Here is an 18836-nt window from a genome sequence, read left to right as displayed (position 1 = left end):
AGGAGGACTTTCGTGGAGGATAAAGTAATTTTCGGAAAAAGAGAGGTAATATCACTTCTATTATTATTCATATGCAATCAGCTAATTTTAGGATTTCCGAGTATTATGTCGAATAGTGCCGGAACTGCAGGATGGATCATGACAATTTATGTTTCCATAATTGCGTTATGCCTTTTTCTAATAATATCAAAACTTTACTCTGCGTTTGAGGGAAAGGATTTATTGGATATCGGTGAATTTGTTGGCGGTAACATTGGTAGAATCATAGTTGGATTGATAGTTGTGATTGATATTGCTTTCATTATTTCAATTAAATTAAGAGAGTATGCTGAGCATATAAAGATAATAAGTTTTACGCAATCTCCCATTGATTTTTTAGTACTGTTCTTCGCTTTAGGCATGATTATTAGTGTCTACTTTGGGATAGAACCCTTGGCAAGAAGCGCAGCAATTTTTATTCCATTTATTGCAATAGGAATAATAATAATTGTTGCAGGCTCTATTCAGAATTTTGAGCTTTCAAACATAATGCCAATCCTTGGTACAGGATCTTATGACATATTTGTTGGAGGTCTGCCAAGAGTATCAATATATTCAGGCCTCATTTCTATTTTATTTATACCTCCTTTTATGGGAGATATCAAAAACATAAAAAGAATTGGCATATTAGTAATTACGATATCCGGGACGGTCTTGACCTTAGGAATTCTTGCTTATTTACTTGTATTTCCATATCCTACTTCTTCAAATACCGCTCTTCCTTTTTTTGAATTGTCAAGGGTTTTGGAATATGGGAGGTTCTTTCAACGGATTGAGTCGATCTTTTTGCTTATATGGTCACTGACAGGTCTAATATATCTTAGTTGTGGATTGTTTATTATAGTATATGTATTTTCAAAGGCCTTTAAGCTTAAGTACTATAGACCGCTTATACTGCCTGTTGCCATAATACTATCTACTCTAAGCCTAATACCTAAAAGCTTAATAGAAATAATGTACATTGATAACAGAATAATTAGGTATTATTCTTGGATAGTTACCTTTGGTATGACACTCGTTCTTTTAACAATTGCAAGGCTTATGAAAAGAAAAAGGGGAGGTATTACTAAAAATGGGAAGTAAAGCAAAGAAGCCTTTTATAGTAATTGTTGCTTTTGTTATGTGCCTTTCCATGACAGGATGTTTTGACAAAAGAGAGGTTGACGATCTGGTTAATCCTATAGCTATTGGCTTTGACAAAGGAGAAGGTAATTCTATTCGAATGACTCTTCAGATTGCAATTCCGACAAAAGTAGCGGGCGGAGGAGATGGAGGTGGAGGAGGTGGCGGTGGAGAATCGGTATCCTTTACAACCGTTGAAGCTCCATCAATTTATTCCGGTTTGAATATGATAAACACCTATGTCAGCAAGCAGTTGAACATGTCACAGATAAAGGTTGTTGTTTTTTCTGAGGAGCTGGCAAGGGAAGGCATTGAGAAATATATAAATGCTCTTATACGAGGAAGAGAATTCAGACCAAATTCTTACATGTTAGTAGCTAGAGGCACTGGAAATGTTGCAGAGAGATATTTAAGAGCCGTAGAGCCGGAGCTTGAATCAAATCCTGCGAAGTACTATGAGATGGTACTGAGTGCATATAGATATACAGGATTTTCAGCAAACACATCCATCATAAATTTTTACAAAAATATGGTTAGTGAATCTACTCAACCTTTGGCGGTTCTAGCTGATATAAGCCAATTTGAAAATTCAGATGACATAAATACAGACAATTCCACATATAGGGAAAAAGGAAGAGATTATCCGTTAGAAGGCGATTTCAAAGCCGGAGATATGCCCAAAGTAGGCACAATAAAGTCGGAAATAATGGGGCTTGCTGTTTTTAACGGCTCAAAAATGGTGGGTGAGTTTGATGGGGAAGAAACGCAATTACAGCTAATGCTGGAGGGAAATTTCGGCTACTCGTTTGTAACAATACCTGACCCTCTCTCAGCAGATAATGTTGTTCCCCTTAATATAAGACAAAACAGAAATCCCAAGAGAAAGGTTGAAATAATAGATGGAAAACCCAATATAAAAGTAAAGGTTTTCCTCGAAGCAGATATCCTTTCAATACAAAGCGGAATTAATTATGAAAGTATTGATAAGGTAACCATACTCGAGACTTCAGCTGAAAAATTTTTTGAGAAGGGTCTTATGAGAATGCTGAAAAAGACAGCCCAAGAGCTTCGTAGTGATACTGCGGGATTTGGAAAAGAAATGAAAGGTAAATTTTTTACTTGGGATGAGTGGACAGATTTCAAGTGGATAGAAAAGTATCCTGATTCTAAATTTGAAGTGGAAGTTGATTTTAAAATAAGAAGACCAGGGCTTATGCTAAGAACGAATCCGGCAACCGGTACTGAGGAAGGTGAGCAATAAATCATGATTTTCTTTTTGCGGTTTATTTTGGCGATAATTCTATTATGGGTATTTATAAAGACAATAGGCTACGGAAAGTGGACATGGGATAAAAAAAACAGGCTTGGTGCTATTATGATTTTCGTTATTGCACTGGCCGCTGTTATCCTCCCGATATTTGTGTTCTATATAAGGTATTAAAGGTGGTTTTTAATTATGAATAATAACATTACTTTTGGAAGCCATGAAGCTATATGCCTCCTAATTACTATGATTTCTACAAAAGCCATACTGAATTTTCCGAGTACTATGGCAAAAATAGGCGGCCCAGCTGCATGGTTCGTGGCAATATATGTATCAGTTCTTGCCATCATAGCTTTCTATATAATTAGCAAGCTGTATTCTAAATTTGAAGGAAAAGATATTATTGATATAGGTGAGATTTTGGGCGGAAAAACTTTAAAAATCCTGTTGGGCATTCTCATAATAATTTTTTTGACCGCTTTACTGTCATTCTACCTTAGGAATTTCAGCGAGGAAATGAAAACAATGGGGTTTGCAATGTCCCCAATAGGGTTCATTATGTTATTTTTTGTGTTAGGCATGGTTATAAGCGCCTATCATGGAATTGAACCTCTAATAAGGTTTCAGTCGATACTCGTTCCTATTACTGTAATCAGCTTTACATTATTTGTTATTGCTTTGATACCATCTATGAGTATTGACAGTATCATGCCTATATTGGGTACAGGACCTTACAACATTTTTGTAAAAGGGGCTCTTCGAATATCGGATTTTGCTGAAATAATCTTTCTATTCCTACTACCGCCCTTTATAAAAAAACGCGATGTTTTTAACAAAGTGGGGTTTACTGGCCTGACAATCTGTTCAATGGTATTGGTGAGCCTTACCTTTTCGTTTGTAAGCGTATATCCCTATCCGGTTTCCACGGATGATCTGCTGCCGGCATATGAGCTTGCGCGCATCATAAAATTTGGACGGTTCTTCGAAAGGGCAGAAAGTATTCTGGTCATAACCTGGGCAACTATAGGTTTTATGTATTTGAGCACAGTATTTTATTTTTTACTGCACGTATTCGGAAAGACCTTCGACCTTTACTATTACAAGCCACTCATATTGCCATTTGCACTGGTGGTTATGAGTATAAGCCTTATACCGCCTAGGTTAATGAACTCCATTTTATTGGAAGCTGAGACTTTCAGGAATCTTGCATGGCTGATAGCGTTTGTTTTGCCTGTTTTGCTTTTAATTATTGCAAGGGCTGCTGTCAGTAGAAAGAAAAGAAAAACTTCCCCTTAAATTAAGTTTATATTACATTTTCTTACTCAATATAAAAAATATATTACAGTGATGTTACAACTATTGACAAAAAGTGTTATTAATTATATTCTTAGTTTAACAAGAATGCATGTGAGGCTATTATGTAGCTTACCCTTTAATGGTTTCAGTATTTAGCTTCAAAGTGTATATAAAATCATAGGTTACCCCCTTTAAACTCTGCTAGGTGCATATTTAAGTGCACCTTATTTATTTGCATTATTGAGGTAATCTATTTTGATAATGAAGGATTTGAAAATGAAAGAGGCCAAAATGAAAAAGCCTGTTTCACATATGAAACAGGCGGTGGCAGGGGCAGCAGGAATCGAACCCGCAACCAACGGTTTTGGAGACCGCTACTCTACCAATTGAGCTATACCCCTTCGACGCTTTTATAGTATACAACAGCTTTATTTTTATGTCAATGGGTTTTTAGAAATTTTTTTGTGTAATTTTTACTCTTGTTTGTGGTAAGATAGAAAAGGATAAACTTACCTCAGCTATTGTTAAAGGAGGAGAACAATGAATAATGTAATTGGTTTTATAGGTGCAGGTAATATGGGAAGTGCTATGATAACCAGTATAGCAAAATCCGATATTCTTCCGGCAGAAAACATTTTAGTTTTCGATGTTGATAAAAATAAGCTGTCCATATTAAGAGAAAATACAGGAATAACCATCTTAGATAGTGCGCTTGAGACTGCTCAAAAAGCAGATATAATTATTCTTGCAGTAAAGCCAAATATGGTTAAGACTATTCTTAATGATATAAAGCCGGCTATTGACAACAAAAAAATACTGGTCTCTGTTGCAGTGGGAATTCCGATTAAATTCTACAAGGGAATAATCGGAGAGGATAAAAAGTTTATAAGGACAATGCCCAATACCCCTGCATTGGTAGGTGAAGGAATGACCCTGATGTGTTGTGATAAAAATGTTGACGAAAAAGAAGCAGAACAGGTAAAAAGGATATTCGAATGCTTCGGAAAAGTAGAGTTCTTAGAAGAAAAGCTAATGAGTGAAGTAACTGCAGTTACCGGCAGCAGTCCCGCATATGTCTTTATGTTTATTGAAGCAATGGCAGATGCTGCAGTTCTTTCGGGGATACCAAGAAATTTGGCGTACAAGCTCTCATCGCAGGCTGTTCTGGGATCTGCAAAAATGGTCCTTGAGACAGGCAAGCACCCGGGAGAGTTAAAAGACCAAGTATGCTCACCTGCCGGAACTACCATTGAAGCTGTAAGCTCTCTTGAAAAAAACCGATTCAGATATGCGATAATCGAAGCAATGAATGAATGTACCAAAAAGGCTTTAGATATTGGCAAGCTGTACGACTAAGCTTGCAAAATAATGCAAAATACATAAGGAGCTTCTATGAAAAAAGTAAGTATTTACACTGACGGTGCGTGCTCCGGCAACCCGGGAGACGGAGGATGGGGTGCAATACTGATATACGGTAAGCATGAAAAGGAACTATCCGGCTTTGAGAAAGACACTACAAACAACAGGATGGAGCTTAAGGCTGCCATTTATGCTCTTCAGATGTTAAAGGAACCGTGTGAAGTAGACCTTTACAGTGATAGTGCCTATCTTGTAAACGGTTTTTTGATGAACTGGGTTAAGAATTGGAAGAACAACGGCTGGAAGACTTCCGGCAAAGAGGATGTAAAAAATGTTGAGCTGTGGAAGGAGCTTGATAGACTAAGCGGTATTCATAAAATTAGATGGATTAAAGTAAAGGGACACAGTGACAATGAATACAATAACAGGTGTGACAAGCTTGCTACAGATGAAATTAGGAAAAATCGGCAATAAATCATGATTTTAGGAGGATGACAATTAATGAACTATGAAGAAAAGACTGTGTCAAAAAAGCATATTTACAGCGGCAATATAATCAGTGTAGAGAGCGTTAATGTTTTGCTACCCAACGGAAAGGAAGCCTCCCGCGATGTGGTTTTGCATCCGGGAGCATCGGTTATTATTCCCATAAGCGATAACAATGAGCTTTATATGGTAAGACAATATAGAAAGCCTGTTGAAAAAGAACTGCTTGAATTGCCTGCCGGAAAGCTAGATAAGGGTGAAGACCCTGAGGTTTGTGCAAGAAGGGAATTAAAAGAGGAAACAGGACTTGAAGCTGCGAAACTAAAGCATATTTCGAGCATCTACACTACACCGGGTTTTACCAATGAAGTATTGCATATATATGCTGCTGTTGGACTTCATGAGGGAGAAGCCTGTGCCGATGAGGATGAGTTTATTTCCACTAAAAAGGTTCCGGTAAATAACTTGGTGGAAATGATCCTAAACCAAGAGATAACCGACGCCAAATCCATAATAGGTATACTTTTGGCAGAGAAAATAATAAAGGGAGAAATAAAGATATAAAAGAAGGATATAAATTGCTGTATTAGATCATAAGCAAATAAACAAGCGTTGTTCTTAAGTAAAGTTTACAATACATTTTGATGTATTGTAATTTTTTTTTATTTTACAGCATAGAATCTTTAATGTATGAGGCAATTGCCTGATGGTTTTGAATAAAGCTGTAATGAAATAAACACTAAGAGGGGATAAAATGATAAAGAAAATACATGAGGTTCTTACTTCGCATATAAAAAACAACATAAATACTTATTTTTTTCTTCTACTGATGTATATAGGAGGAATATCCGCAGGAGCTTTTACTGTTAATGGATTAAGCTCACTTCAAAGAAATGAGCTGATAAATTACTTTCAAGGATTCTTAGAACTTTTCGAGCATCAATGGGTTGACAGCAACGAAATACTAAGAATCTCCATTATGGATAACGCAAGATTGGTGATCGCCCTATGGGTTCTGGGAGTAACTATCATCGGTATCCCTTTTATATATCTTCTAATTGGTATAAGGGGCTTTATCACCGGATTTACATCGGGATTTATTATCTACATTATGGGGTTTAAAGGCGCGGTATTTACATTGCTGACAATTCTCCCAAAGGAAGTAATTATAGTCCCATGTATTATTGCGCTTGGCGTAAACGGCATCAAATTCTCACTTAACATTGTCAAAAACAAATCAACTAAACAAATGTCAAAGGATAGCCTAAAAACAAACTTTTTTGCTTATTGCTTTGTTACTTTGTTTTTCTCGTGCTTTATGCTAGCAGGAATACTCGTAGAGGCCTACATTTCACCGGTTTTTATGAGGATGATGATTTCTTGAGAGCTAAGACAAAAACAAAGCAATAGACTAAATCTTCTACATAGAATAGTATTCAATGGTGACAATTAATTATGATAATGGTTATATAATTGCATAAATACTGTTATATTGTAAGTTATGCACAAAAAAAAAATAAGAAAATTATTCAATGTACCGAATTATTCTACATAACATGGGAAAATATTGCATTGTAACTAGAAATTTTTATATAATGTAAAGGATAAGTAAATATGTAGTTGACCGAAATGTTCAATATAGGTACTGTCTGATGTGATGTATAGGGTGATTTAATGAATTGTAAATTTGTTAAAGTATTATATTAAAATAAATTTTGTAAATAAGAAGGAGTAGAATGCAATGGAAGATTTAGTGTTGGATTTTCTGGATTTTTTGAAAAATGATAAACGATTGTCTCTTAATACCTTGCAATCATATAAAAGAGACATAGAGCAGTACATTACATATTTAAAAGATATGAAGATCCAAATTATCGCAAATACAAATAAGACTACTGTTATAGCGTATCTTTTGCACTTGCAAAAAAAAGGCAGGGCAACTTCTACTATATCACGTAATCTTGCATCGATAAGATCCTTTTATCAATATTTGACTAAAAAAGGCATAATATCTCAGGATCCCACTGAAAATCTGGAGTCACCGAAGGTAGAAAAGAAACTTCCGCAGATTCTCTCTACAAAAGAAGTGGAGCTTCTTTTGGATCAGCCAAAATGCGATGATCTAAAAGGATACAGAGACAAGGCAATGCTTGAGCTTCTCTACGCAACAGGAATAAGAGTATCGGAGCTTATTTCCCTTGATTTGAGCGATGTAAACCTTGAAATGCAATTCATTAGATGCAATAAAGGTTCGAGAGAAAGAATTATACCCATCGGTTCTCTCTCCGTAAGTGCTCTGAGTGAATATTTGTCGAAATCAAGAAATCTCTTGATACAAAGAGCTGATGAAACAGCTTTGTTTGTTAATGTAAACGGAAAAAGGCTCACCAGACAGGGATTCTGGAAGATAATAAAGCAGTATAAGAATCAGGCAAAGATCAGCAAAGATATCACGCCTCATACTTTACGGCACTCCTTTGCCGCACATCTTTTGGAGAATGGTGCAGACCTAAGGTCAATCCAGGAAATGCTCGGACATTCTGATATATCTTCCACACAGGTCTATGCCCAACTTGCGAAAAACCGAATAAAGGAAATTTATAAAAAAACTCATCCAAGAGCATGATTAAACAGATTTAAGCAAATAAAGAATGATTTATTAAACTTAATATTTGTAATATAATAAGAAGGTAGGATAAATAATATCCTGCCTTTCTTATTTTAGCCTCTTGGAGTGAATGAAAGAGGCAAAAGCGAAGGGACTCGATGTCCCGAGCTTTTATTCTTACCGCAAAGGAGAATTGATCTATGAAAAGAGCTATAATAATTGTTTTGGATAGCGTAGGTATGGGAGAGCTCCCCGATGCAGGAAAATACGGGGATATAGGCAGCAACACTTTGGGAAACATCGCCAAAAATGTACCGGGTTTCTGTCTTCCAAATCTTGAATCGCTGGGGCTGGGGAATATTGACGGTATAATAGGCTACAAGCCTTCAAAGAATCCTGTCGGCTGCTATGGAAGAATGGCAGAAAAATCTGCCGGTAAGGACACTACAACGGGGCACTGGGAGATTGCCGGCCTAATATTGGATAAACCTTTCCCTGTATATCCAAAGGGATTCCCCGAGGATGTAATGAAAAAATTTGAAGAAAGTATAGGAACAAAGACTCTGGGAAATGTTGCGGCATCAGGAACAGAGATAATCAAGTTGTTAGGAGATGAGCACGTAAAGACAGGCTATCCAATCGTATACACATCGGCTGACAGTGTGTTTCAAATAGCAGCCCACGAGGATGTAATACCGATAGAAGCGCTCTATGAGATGTGCCAAACAGCAAGAAAAATTCTTGCCGGAGAACATGCTGTAGGACGAGTAATAGCAAGACCCTTCGTCGGTGAATCCGGAAGCTATAAAAGAACTGACAGGAGAAAAGACTTCTCCCTTGACCCTATAGGAAAGACTCTTTTGGACTATGCTGTTGAAAGCGGATACAGAGTTAAAGCAGTTGGCAAAATTGAAGATATATTTAATAAAAACGGCATTACCGATTCGGTCCATATTCACAATAACATGGATGGTGTAGACAGAACCCTTGAGTATATGAGGGATGATTTTGAAGGTATTCTTTTTACGAATCTTGTGGACTTTGATATGCTTTATGGACATCGCAATAATATCGAAGGTTATGCCAACGCCTTAAAGGAGTTTGACCAAAGAGTACCCGAAATATTAGGGCAATTATCGGAGGATGATCTTCTTATTATAACAGCTGACCATGGCTGTGATCCATTTACGGACAGTACCGATCATTCCAGGGAGTATGTACCTTTGCTTGTATACGGAAAGAAATTTAAAAGCAATGTAAACTTAGGTACCAGAAGTACTTTTTCTGATGTATCAAAGACCATAGCCCACTATCTTGGGATTAACAACAGCTTAATGGGAGAAAGCTTTCTTAATAGCATCCTGTAGAGCATTATGATTATTTTTGGAGGTCAAAATTATGAGAATGGTTGATCTTATAAATAAAAAAAAGCATGCAGAGGCTTTGTCTGCCGCTGAAATTGATTATATTATTCAAGGTTATACAAAGGGGGACATACCAGACTATCAAATGTCGGCATTTTTGATGGCTGTATATTTTAAAGGAATGAATAAGGAGGAAATTGCAAATCTCACTTTATCCATTGTTAATTCAGGTGAAACAGTTGACCTGTCTATGATTGAAGGTATCAAGGTTGATAAGCATTCTTCTGGCGGAGTGGGAGATAAGATGAGCCTTGTAATAATTCCACTCTGTGCCTGCGTGGGAATACCGGTTGCAAAAATGTCCGGCCGGGGACTGGGCCACACTGGTGGAACAATTGATAAATTAGAGTCTATAGAAGGTTTTAAAACCGAAATTTCAAAAGAGGACTTTATAAACAATGTAAACAGATATAAAATGGCTATAGTAGGCCAATCGCCAAATCTTACTCCTGCGGACAAAAAAATATATGCCTTAAGGGATGTTACCGGTACGGTAGACAGCATACCTCTTATAGCAAGCTCAATAATGAGTAAGAAAATCGCGTCCGGTTGCGATTGTATTGTGCTAGATGTCAAGGTAGGCTCCGGAGCCTTTATGAAGTCCGTGGACGAAGCTGTAATTCTGGCAAAGACCATGGTAGAAATAGGTGAGTCTCTAGGGAGAAAAACTGTTGCTGTTGTGACGGATATGAGTCAGCCCTTAGGGCATGAAGTAGGAAATGCCAACGAGGTAAAGGAAGCAATAGAGATATTGAAAGGATACGGCGCCGAGGATGAGACTACCGTAGCATTGACAATTGCGTCCCGTATGGCAGTTCTAGGTGGTGCATTTTCGGATTATGAATCAGCCTATACTCAAATGCGCAAATTGATTGAATCCGGAGAGGCCGTAGAAAAGCTAAAGGAGTTAATTAGAATACAGGGAGGCAATCCCGAGGTGGTAGACAATCCGAATTTGCTGCCTCAGGCAAGAAAGCATATAGAAATTAAGTCTTTAACAGCAGGTTATGTAAATTCCATTGATGCAGAAGACATAGGTGTTTCGGCAATGCTTCTTGGCGCAGGAAGAAAGACTAGGGATGACAGTATAGATTTTTCTGCAGGTATCACAATGATAAAGAAAGTTGGCGATTGGGTTGATGAAGGAGATACTCTGTGTATACTTCATACCAATATTTCCGACTGCAGGGATGCAGAAGAGCTTTCCCAAAATGCTTTTGTCATAAAAGATAATAAACCCGAACCTATTAAATATGTTCACTGTATTATTGATTAAATTAAAGAAACGTACAAACTTTTTTAAATTAAGTATATATAGGCTGTTTCCAGCATAAAAATCTATTAATGATAAATGCTTGGAGGGGTCTTTAAGTGTTGAAAAAGGGTTTAATTTGTGTTATAGCAGCAGTTTTTTTGTTAAACATAATGACAATATCTGTTCTTTCAGCCCCGGCTAATGACGAGCCGGTATACGATGTCGAAACTGTTGCCGATATAATGACGAATACTAATGTATTTGAATTGCAAGCAAAAAGCTTTGTTCTGATGGATGCCACAACTGGGCAGATCCTTTTGGAAAACAGGAGCAATGAGAAGCTCCCCATAGCAAGTGTAACCAAGGTCATGTCTATGCTATTGGTAATGGAAGCAATTGATTCCGGAAAAATTAACATGGATGACATAGTGACAGCATCAGAGTATGCTGCAGGAATGGGAGGTTCTCAGGCCTATATAGAACCGGGCGAACAGTATTCCGTAAAGGATGCTCTAAAAGCAGTTGCCACCCACTCATCCAATGATGTAACCGTTTCGTTGGCCGAACTGGTAGCTGGAAGTGAGCAGGGATTTGTAGTGCTCATGAACGAAAGGGCAAAGGAACTCGGCATGGAGAATACAAATTTCCTTGATTGTACCGGACTTACGGACGAAGGCCATTACAGCACTGCACATGATGTTGCAATTATGTCAAGGGAGCTTATTGTAAATCATCCGAGAATTCTTGAGTTCACTTCCATCTGGATGGATTCCTTCAGAAACGGAGAATTTGAACTGGTTAATACCAATAAGCTTGTTCATTTCTACGAAGGGTGTGATGGTCTAAAAACAGGCTTTACCCGTGCAGCAGGTCACTGTCTTTCGGCAACCGCCACAAGAAATAACATGAGACTCGTTTCGGTAGTATTGGGTGAACCGGATTCAAACACCAGATTTGCAGAAACCAGAAAGCTTTTAGACTTCGGATTTGCCAATTACGAATCTACGCAGGTGAACAAAAAAGGGGAAGAAGTTAACGAAATAGAGGTTAAGAAAGCATTGATTCCTAAGACAAAGGCTCTTTACAGTGATGATGTAAAGCTTCTTCTTGCCAGAGGTGAGAAAGCCAAGGTTATTCGGGAGGTACGGTTAAAAGGGTCTCTTACGGCACCAGTGTCCAAAGGTGAGAAAATAGGCGAAGTAGTATATAAAATCGATGAAAGGGAAATCGCAAAGGTGGATCTTGTTTCTGACAGGGAGATAGAAAAAGCTACCTTTGGAAAGTTGTTTGTAACTATGCTCTCAAGCTGGTTTAGTGTCGGAAGAACGTGAGTGAATTATATATGAAATAATTCATAAGTTGTAGAGTGATGGGATTATTACAACCTCCTTCTTGGCATATTAATTCTTGCCAAAAAGGAGGTTGATTGGTCATTCAAACACAAGATTTATTACATGCTCAATTATCTCGATTTGATCTTTCTCTAAATAACTCTTCAATAATTGGCAACCTGTCAAATTCGTTTCCTTCTTTATCTATTATCAAGCCAGATTTGCCGGTTGTCATTTGCTGTGTTGAGCCGTCGGTCACTTTCACAGTAAAGGTTTCTTCATACTTATTAACAGGGTTATTATATGAATCTGTATTAAATAGCTTTATAGTGATTGTGTAAACATTATTAATATCATTGCTTGAAGGTATCCATTTTATATTTCCACCGTTTTTAGTAATATTAGAACCATTAGGCAACCCAGTGGGAAGAGCTATCGGGATCGTATGCATAAATGTTTAATTCTGTATTGGCTGCCACGTTAATTCTTGGATAATATTTTGAAGCAGAAAGGTTCGTTTGAATATACGGTGGTTTGTCATCCGGCTGTGACACGTAATATTTTGCTGTCGGATCTCCGAGCACAGCACATCTTTGCATGTCTAGCTGGTACCAATACGGGTTTGTAACTTGACTTTCTCTTATCAGAAGATCTCGAACTGCCGAACCGATAGACTCATTTCCTGCAATCTGATCCCAATACTTATAGTCAGGAATGAGTCCCCATATATCATAGCTTCCTGTTACATTAATTACATAATCGCTGTCAAAAGATATGCTTCCCCCAGGTTGTCCATTGGATTATCGTTACTGTCTATGTTTTTGCATGATGAACAGTTAAAAAGGTTTATGTAGTTTACCTTAGGGTTGATACTTCTTACTACATTGTAATCAAAAGAAGTATCTGTATAGCATTGGTCATTTGAATATTCATCTATATAATGCTTTATATTACTTGAATGAAAACACTCATAAATAAACTTATAACCTCTTTGTAGTTCTGAAACAAGCGTTTCACTTGATGAGAGACTGTTATCATAAACTGTATACATTTCTGTGCCAAGATTAGACATTGTATTGTTCTCTTTAAACATGCTCCAATCATCATCCTTCAAAACAAGAGATCTGGAATTTTGTTCTGGTGTTAAATTCCCTTGATTTATCCGGAAGTCATGTAGTTTATTGAGGTAGTCTATAACTTTAATGGCCTCGGCGTATAAACTTCCATTTGTTGACCCTGCTGCAGAGATTCTACCGTAAAACATTTCGGGAGCATATTTATAAAGGTTGCCCACTGTAGCTTCACTGTATCTTCCGTAACTATCCTGTTGACCCCAGTCGTCCATATCCGCATAAAAGAGGTCAGAAGGATATACACTTCCGGCACCATCACCATTCGCTACCACATATGGAGTAGGTATATACGGACTAGATCCAATTAATACAAAACCAACATAGCCTTTATCATAATGGTCTTTTATCACTGTCTTAAGTTTTGAGGGAGTCTCACAGATATAGTCGGCAGTGGCATCTGGAACAGTATTAACAGTAATTAATTTTGTATTATAATTCTCTATATTTATGGTATCATCTACATAAGCGTCAATAGCTGTTTTTACTGAAGAAATATTATAAAGCCCACTAGCTACAACCACAAGGAACCCGTTGTTTACCTGAGATATGGGCATGCCTCCGAATTTAAAAGCATCTATATCCACATTATAGCCCGATGAACTTGGATTTTTGTTTCCTATCACATCAATAAGTACTTCATGCTCACCATAGGGAAGACCTGTTATTTTGAATAGTTCTTGTTGATACAACTGTGTAGGGGAATATAAGTCAACTATTGGTTGAGTTATGTTATCAACATGAATACGTGCGATTCCCATATTATTGCCCTTTGTTCCTATCCAGGTAAATTCCGTTCCGGTGAAGGTGAAGTAAACGAAGTCAGCTAGCCTAGATGAAACTTTCGTTGACCCGTTATAATAGTTTTGGTTGCTAACTTCACTCCAATTTCCAGCATAATATATACTGGTGTCATTTCCGTCTACAATTCCTGATGATGCTGCATACACGTCAGTAATTCCAAAGGGTGGAACATGAAATCCTGCAAGTTGAAAAACAAGGCATAAAACTAAAGAAACAGATGTTAATAGCTTGAATTTTTTCATTTGAATACCTCTGCATTTTTTGTGTTAGTGTAAAGTAAATTACACTAGTTATATATTGAATATGCTATTTATCAAGGGTTTCAAAGTTTTTTGATATAAAAAAACAATGACCCCCTTTTTTCTGGTATAATTGAGTTCACCATAGACAAAAAACACAGAAAGGTTGGTCATCGTTTGAACTCAATTATATCATTTTTAGTAGCATATAATCAATTTTTACTTTCTCAAAACCAGCAATTGCGGGTTTTCATTGCGAAAAACATACCGTTAAAGTTTCCTAAGTACGATATTACAAGCCCTAAGTACAACAAACTTACTGTTGACAAACTACCCGTCATCAAGAAGGTTGAGCCTCTGAACTACATACTTTTGATGGAGGAATACCAGGCCAAACATGGCAAGAGCCTCAAGCCTGTTAAGTCACGTGGGAAGAACCCTGTTCCTTCTGATTGCATCTGTCCCTACTGTGGAGCTCCTCATAACTACCTTTACGATAATACCGGCGGTCGCGGCCAACTGTTGTGTAAAGTCTGTAACAACAGGTTTGCCAAAGGAAAGACTGATTTCAAGTCAATTACTCTCATATGTCCCTATTGTGGTCATGCCCTGACCAAAAAGAAGGATCGTAAGCATTTTAACATACATAAGTGTGTCAATAAGAGCTGCTCATTCTACCTCGATGCCCTCAACAGGTTATCACCAGAAGAAAAGGCTGAATATCAGCAGGATAAACACAAATTCAAACTCCACTACATTTATAGAGAATTTACCATTGACTTCTTCAAAGCGGATTTGTCTAGCTTGCCCAAAGGCTCTACCAATCTGACTTTCAGGAATTTCTCCTCTCACATTATGGGGCTTTGCCTGACTTACAACGTTAACCTTGGTCTCTCTACCCGGGCTACCGCCAGAGCTCTTCAGGAAATTCACGGGGTAAAGATTTCTCACGTCACCGTAGCAAATTATGCCAAGACAGCCGCAGCTTTTGTGAAGCCTTTCGTTGATAACTACGATTATAAGCCCACCAACTATCTGGCCGCTGATGAAACCTACACCAAAGTTAAAGGTGTTCGTCACTATGTCTGGTTTATCATGGATGCTCTTAAGAAGTCCATACTCGGATACCAGATATCCAATACCCGTGATGTAGGTCCATGCATCCTTGCAATGCGTATGGCCTTTGCCAAGTTTAAAGAGTTCCCAGGCATGGCTCTTAAGTTTGCATCTGACGGCTATACTGCTTACAAGCTTGCTCAACAACAATTCATGTTGCAGAACATGGACTTCAATCTGTTCCAGGTTATCGGTCTTACCAATGATGATCCGGTTTCTACTGAATATCGTTGGCTCAAGCAGATAATTGAACGCCTCAACAGAACCTTCAAGTTCTCCTATCAGGTCACTAATGGCTATGGTAGCGGGGAAGGCTCAAATACTCATGTTGCACTCTTTGTGGCCTATTACAATTTCCTTCGTCCCCATTCATACACCTACTGGCAGCCCCTGAATTCTATCCCGGAACTTGAATCCATTCCTAATATGCCGGGCAAGTGGCAGAAACTAATTGAGCTTTCTCAACAATTGATTTTATCCAAGCAAGTCTCGTAGCAGCGTTTATGCCGCGAAAGCCTCTTGATAATGAGTGCCCGGCATGTTAGGGTATCGTGCCGGCATCAACTACCTTCAGAGCCCTTCTGCCTTGTTCAGTGTGGGGGATGCCTCTGATGCCTGCAACATGCCGGCAGAGGCTCATTGTCAAGAGGACCGTGGAATAAATGCGGAATTTTGGTATATTCTTCACTTTTCAAGGTGCATTTTTTCTCGATAGTGCCAGGCCGCATTTTTCATATGCTACTTTACACTATCATTTTTGTAGATTTTCAAATCTCAAGTTAATAATTCATTTTTCTTTTGTAGCAGACTTTCTTCATTGCATTAGTTCTTCAGATATGCTAGCGTTTTTTAACTAAGAAATAAGCACCCCCTCTCTTTGTAATAGTAAATCAACAAAATTAATTTTTAAACTTATAGTCTTAAATTGTGAAAAAGCTTATAAATAGCCTACAGATACAAATTATATATTCAATAACTTCATTCGGTAAAATTTCATATAGATATGATATTTGCTAACATAAGGTATTTTATTATAACTTTTACTAGCAATGCAATCAATTAATCGTCTGTATTTAGTGACTATAAATTCCATATAACAAGAAATGCAATTGCTCCTTTTACTGAGAACATACGCAAAAAAATGTATAAGTTATTAGATTCTCCAAGGTAATTGTATCCACAGCAGAAAATAGGCTTATTGCTAATGTAGGGCATGACCCTGAAGGGATACTTATTACGTCGATCGCTAAACTAATGCTATCATGAATTTGCTGGAAATTTTAATTTATATTTCATGTGGAAACACTTGACAATAACGAATGTATTTGTTATTATTTAATTGAGTAATTTATCAAATTTATAAAAGGAGGCTAGAATATGGAGAAATATCCTAAGAGAATTCTAATTTCATTGATATTACTATGTTCCATAGTAATATGTTCTTCAGTATCTGTTTTTGCTGCGTCAAAAACATTGTTTAGTTCCTTACAAGTTCAAGAGAAAACAAATTGGTGCTGGGCTTCTGTCGCTCGCCAAAATGGTTATTGGTGGGCAAATTATAATGAACCCATAACGTCGTATCCAAGAACTCAAACTGATATTGTAATTCATGTAAAGGGAGGGATAGTAAACCAAGGTGCTAACGGCTCAGAGCAAGTAGATGCTAATAAATATGGAGCATATGACCATTCAAAAGCTAATTTAACTGCAGGCACTGGTTCGCTTAGCTATTCTACAATAAAAGCATATATAGAACAAGGAAAACCCCTTGCGGTGACTCAGGTTTATAATGATTTATCAAGTGCTCACAATATATTAGTGACAGGTTATAGCGATGGTACAGGATATCAAAATGTAGTTTATTGTGATCCATTCGATGGTAATAAATATACTATGTCTTATACTACTTTTTGCAACGGATGGATGCCTAATTATTTTTGGGGTTACTCAGTTTATTGGTGGAATTGGTCATAAAAAATAAGAAAGGGTGTTATTATGATGAAAAGTATATCTAGGTTATTACTAGTAGTATTTACAATCCTTTTCTCCTTGACAACTATTGTTTCTGCTGATTCTTATGTAAGTGAAAAGATAAAAGATTTAAAAGAGAGCGGTTCTATTTTAAAACATTCAGAAAAAGATGATCTTTTAGCTATATGTGATAATAGTATAGATGAAATTTCAGAAAGTTTAAAAAGTATGGATTTTAAAGACATAAAAAAGGATGACATTAAGATTGGTTTTAATGAAATGTATAAAGTATATTATGTAAGTAATGATGTAGTTAATCAATACAAATCAAATAAAGCTTTTTCTGGTTTAATTACAGATAAGTACGAGTGGGAAGTTCCGATATTTAACAAAAATGACGACTCTTTAATTTCAACGGGTACTATTTTAAAAAATCCATTGTTAAGTGAAATAGAACATAAAGATAAACTGAATGATGAAGCCATTGAATTAATAGAAAAGAATCAAGGTAAATGGCAACTGGCAGTAGTTGGAAACCGATGCCATATAAATGGAATCCAAACTTATTTAAACGACGACAGTTTGTTAAGTCTTCTCAAGGAAAATAATATAGAAAATGTAACTCAACTCAAAATGGTTATATTCCCAACTTATTTTACATATGTGGTATATATAAATGACGGAAGTGAAGAATACGGTGTTCCGTTTACGAAGAGAGAAGACCTTGTTGGTGTTAACAATGGAAAGCTTTACTCTATGAGTGACTTACTTAATATATTTGAGATAAGTTTTGCAGAAGATGAAACACAGGTTAATCCTGTTGATGTAAAAGCAGGAGGAGGCACTTTGAATAGTAATTTAACAAATAATAATAACAACACTATTATTATTTCAATAAGTAGTCTTTTTATTATTATATTTATTGCAGGTGTTGTATTTTTTAAAAAAGGCATCAATTAATGAATTGAAGTTTAATTATATTATGAAAAGTTGGTTTCTACATAGGGCATCTCCACCTCTAGGCGGTGCCTGTGTTATCACAATTAATAGAAGATTTCATCGGGTTTTCTAAATATGTGTATAGTAGACATAAGACTAAACAAATAAGAAATAGATGATAAGGTAATTGTATCCACGGCCTTGCATTACCAACAAAATAGGTGTAGAGTGTTAGTATAAGTTCAATCACTTTTACTACTTTTTGCAAACATTGGGGGAATTGCAAATGGTCTTTTCTAGTCTTTTCTTTTTGTGTGTCTTTTTACTGTAGTTCAGCACTTTAAAATCGGAGCAAAAATCAAATTAAAATTCTCTTAATACCAGTGAAAACAGCAAAATAAAATTCTATACGCATAATACTACCGGAAAAAAAGCAAATAAAAAGCAGGTCAA

17 protein-coding genes and 1 tRNA gene are annotated in these 18836 nt (G+C 36.8%); 15 read left to right on the top strand and 3 right to left on the bottom strand.

Annotated features, from left to right (window positions below):
- Nucleotides 1-12: 12 nt before the first annotated feature.
- The 4 genes from EFD62_RS02380 to EFD62_RS02370 are packed head-to-tail and all read left to right on the top strand — an operon-like array spanning nucleotide 13 to nucleotide 3721.
- Nucleotides 13-1122, top strand: coding sequence for a GerAB/ArcD/ProY family transporter (locus EFD62_RS02380; RefSeq protein WP_128705692.1), 1110 nt, complete (start codon nucleotides 13-15; stop codon nucleotides 1120-1122).
- A complete protein-coding gene (locus tag EFD62_RS02375; protein ID WP_128705691.1) occupies nucleotides 1112-2422 on the top strand; it encodes a Ger(x)C family spore germination protein in 1311 nt (436 codons plus the stop codon). The genes EFD62_RS02380 and EFD62_RS02375 overlap by 11 nt, the downstream gene beginning before the upstream one ends.
- A 3-nt stretch (nucleotides 2423-2425) precedes the next feature.
- Nucleotides 2426-2602: a hypothetical protein gene (locus tag EFD62_RS17725; protein WP_170176834.1), complete on the top strand. Its 177-nt coding sequence runs from the start codon at nucleotides 2426-2428 to the stop codon at nucleotides 2600-2602.
- A gap of 15 nt (nucleotides 2603-2617) precedes the next feature.
- Nucleotides 2618-3721, top strand: coding sequence for a GerAB/ArcD/ProY family transporter (locus tag EFD62_RS02370; protein ID WP_128705690.1), 1104 nt, complete (start codon nucleotides 2618-2620; stop codon nucleotides 3719-3721).
- Nucleotides 3722-4046: 325 nt separating this feature from the next.
- Here EFD62_RS02370 and EFD62_RS02365 read toward each other — a convergent pair.
- Nucleotides 4047-4122 (bottom strand) — tRNA-Trp (locus EFD62_RS02365).
- Nucleotides 4123-4261: 139 nt separating this feature from the next.
- Between EFD62_RS02365 and proC the strand changes: the two genes are divergently transcribed.
- From proC to EFD62_RS02325, 8 genes are all read left to right on the top strand, one after another.
- The gene (gene proC, locus EFD62_RS02360; protein ID WP_128705689.1) at nucleotides 4262-5077 is read left to right on the top strand and encodes a pyrroline-5-carboxylate reductase; all 816 of its coding nucleotides are present in this window, start codon (nucleotides 4262-4264) and stop codon (nucleotides 5075-5077) included.
- A gap of 36 nt (nucleotides 5078-5113) precedes the next feature.
- Complete coding sequence (rnhA, locus tag EFD62_RS02355; RefSeq protein WP_069193810.1) at nucleotides 5114-5554, top strand: ribonuclease HI; 441 nt, start codon at nucleotides 5114-5116, stop codon at nucleotides 5552-5554.
- Nucleotides 5555-5581: 27 nt separating this feature from the next.
- On the top strand, nucleotides 5582-6130 hold the full coding sequence (locus EFD62_RS02350; RefSeq protein ID WP_069193809.1) for an NUDIX domain-containing protein: 549 nt from the start codon (nucleotides 5582-5584) through the stop codon (nucleotides 6128-6130).
- A 190-nt stretch (nucleotides 6131-6320) separates the two neighbouring features.
- Nucleotides 6321-6950 (top strand): stage II sporulation protein M, encoded by a 630-nt coding sequence (gene spoIIM / locus EFD62_RS02345; protein ID WP_069193808.1) that lies wholly within the window; start codon nucleotides 6321-6323, stop codon nucleotides 6948-6950.
- Between the two features lie 357 nt (nucleotides 6951-7307).
- Nucleotides 7308-8192 (top strand): site-specific tyrosine recombinase XerD, encoded by an 885-nt coding sequence (gene xerD / locus EFD62_RS02340; RefSeq protein ID WP_069193807.1) that lies wholly within the window; start codon nucleotides 7308-7310, stop codon nucleotides 8190-8192.
- Nucleotides 8193-8374: 182 nt separating this feature from the next.
- A complete protein-coding gene (locus tag EFD62_RS02335) occupies nucleotides 8375-9541 on the top strand; it encodes a phosphopentomutase (RefSeq protein ID WP_128705688.1) in 1167 nt (388 codons plus the stop codon).
- A gap of 31 nt (nucleotides 9542-9572) precedes the next feature.
- Nucleotides 9573-10874 carry a pyrimidine-nucleoside phosphorylase gene (locus EFD62_RS02330; RefSeq protein ID WP_069193805.1) on the top strand — a complete coding sequence of 434 codons (1302 nt, stop codon included), beginning with the start codon at nucleotides 9573-9575 and terminating at the stop codon, nucleotides 10872-10874.
- Nucleotides 10875-10969: 95 nt separating this feature from the next.
- Nucleotides 10970-12184 (top strand): D-alanyl-D-alanine carboxypeptidase family protein, encoded by a 1215-nt coding sequence (locus EFD62_RS02325; RefSeq protein WP_083225105.1) that lies wholly within the window; start codon nucleotides 10970-10972, stop codon nucleotides 12182-12184.
- A 127-nt stretch (nucleotides 12185-12311) separates the two neighbouring features.
- On the opposite strand, the gene EFD62_RS02320 is transcribed toward EFD62_RS02325, so the two are convergent.
- Together EFD62_RS02320 and EFD62_RS02310 are read right to left on the bottom strand one after the other, a co-directional pair.
- A complete protein-coding gene (locus EFD62_RS02320) occupies nucleotides 12312-12635 on the bottom strand; it encodes a hypothetical protein (RefSeq protein WP_069193804.1) in 324 nt (107 codons plus the stop codon).
- A gap of 300 nt (nucleotides 12636-12935) precedes the next feature.
- Entirely contained in the window at nucleotides 12936-14360 is a 1425-nt protein-coding gene (locus EFD62_RS02310; protein ID WP_069193803.1) for a C25 family cysteine peptidase, read from the bottom strand.
- A 174-nt stretch (nucleotides 14361-14534) separates the two neighbouring features.
- On the opposite strand from EFD62_RS02310, the gene EFD62_RS02305 reads away from it, so the two are divergent.
- From EFD62_RS02305 to EFD62_RS02295, 3 genes are all read left to right on the top strand, one after another.
- On the top strand, nucleotides 14535-15968 hold the full coding sequence (locus tag EFD62_RS02305) for an IS66 family transposase (protein WP_069193802.1): 1434 nt from the start codon (nucleotides 14535-14537) through the stop codon (nucleotides 15966-15968).
- 882 nt (nucleotides 15969-16850) lie between these two features.
- Nucleotides 16851-17447 carry a papain-like cysteine protease family protein gene (locus EFD62_RS02300; RefSeq protein WP_069193801.1) on the top strand — a complete coding sequence of 199 codons (597 nt, stop codon included), beginning with the start codon at nucleotides 16851-16853 and terminating at the stop codon, nucleotides 17445-17447.
- A 21-nt stretch (nucleotides 17448-17468) separates the two neighbouring features.
- Complete coding sequence (locus tag EFD62_RS02295) at nucleotides 17469-18404, top strand: hypothetical protein (RefSeq protein ID WP_128705686.1); 936 nt, start codon at nucleotides 17469-17471, stop codon at nucleotides 18402-18404.
- The last annotated feature ends 432 nt before the right edge of the window (nucleotides 18405-18836 follow it).

This window comes from Acetivibrio mesophilus (assembly GCF_004102745.1).
Lineage (GTDB): Bacteria > Bacillota > Clostridia > Acetivibrionales > Acetivibrionaceae > Hungateiclostridium > Hungateiclostridium mesophilum.
The sequence above is the reverse complement of the archived record's forward strand: the minus strand, read 5'-3'. Positions and strand labels throughout refer to the sequence as shown.

What these genes read in the sequence shown, in the direction of transcription:
- EFD62_RS02335 (WP_128705688.1), top strand. Translation starts at nt 8,375, where the DNA reads ATGAAAAGAGCTATAATAATTGTTTTGGATAGCGTAGGTATGGGAGAG.
- EFD62_RS02350 (WP_069193809.1), top strand. Translation starts at nt 5,582, where the DNA reads ATGAACTATGAAGAAAAGACTGTGTCAAAAAAGCATATTTACAGCGGC.
- EFD62_RS02320 (WP_069193804.1), bottom strand. Translation starts at nt 12,635, where the DNA reads ATGCATACGATCCCGATAGCTCTTCCCACTGGGTTGCCTAATGGTTCT.
- proC (WP_128705689.1), top strand. Translation starts at nt 4,262, where the DNA reads ATGAATAATGTAATTGGTTTTATAGGTGCAGGTAATATGGGAAGTGCT.
- EFD62_RS02375 (WP_128705691.1), top strand. Translation starts at nt 1,112, where the DNA reads ATGGGAAGTAAAGCAAAGAAGCCTTTTATAGTAATTGTTGCTTTTGTT.
- EFD62_RS02330 (WP_069193805.1), top strand. Translation starts at nt 9,573, where the DNA reads ATGAGAATGGTTGATCTTATAAATAAAAAAAAGCATGCAGAGGCTTTG.
- xerD (WP_069193807.1), top strand. Translation starts at nt 7,308, where the DNA reads ATGGAAGATTTAGTGTTGGATTTTCTGGATTTTTTGAAAAATGATAAA.
- EFD62_RS02370 (WP_128705690.1), top strand. Translation starts at nt 2,618, where the DNA reads ATGAATAATAACATTACTTTTGGAAGCCATGAAGCTATATGCCTCCTA.
- spoIIM (WP_069193808.1), top strand. Translation starts at nt 6,321, where the DNA reads ATGATAAAGAAAATACATGAGGTTCTTACTTCGCATATAAAAAACAAC.
- EFD62_RS17725 (WP_170176834.1), top strand. Translation starts at nt 2,426, where the DNA reads ATGATTTTCTTTTTGCGGTTTATTTTGGCGATAATTCTATTATGGGTA.
- EFD62_RS02310 (WP_069193803.1), bottom strand. Translation starts at nt 14,360, where the DNA reads ATGAAAAAATTCAAGCTATTAACATCTGTTTCTTTAGTTTTATGCCTT.
- EFD62_RS02300 (WP_069193801.1), top strand. Translation starts at nt 16,851, where the DNA reads ATGGAGAAATATCCTAAGAGAATTCTAATTTCATTGATATTACTATGT.
- rnhA (WP_069193810.1), top strand. Translation starts at nt 5,114, where the DNA reads ATGAAAAAAGTAAGTATTTACACTGACGGTGCGTGCTCCGGCAACCCG.
- EFD62_RS02295 (WP_128705686.1), top strand. Translation starts at nt 17,469, where the DNA reads ATGATGAAAAGTATATCTAGGTTATTACTAGTAGTATTTACAATCCTT.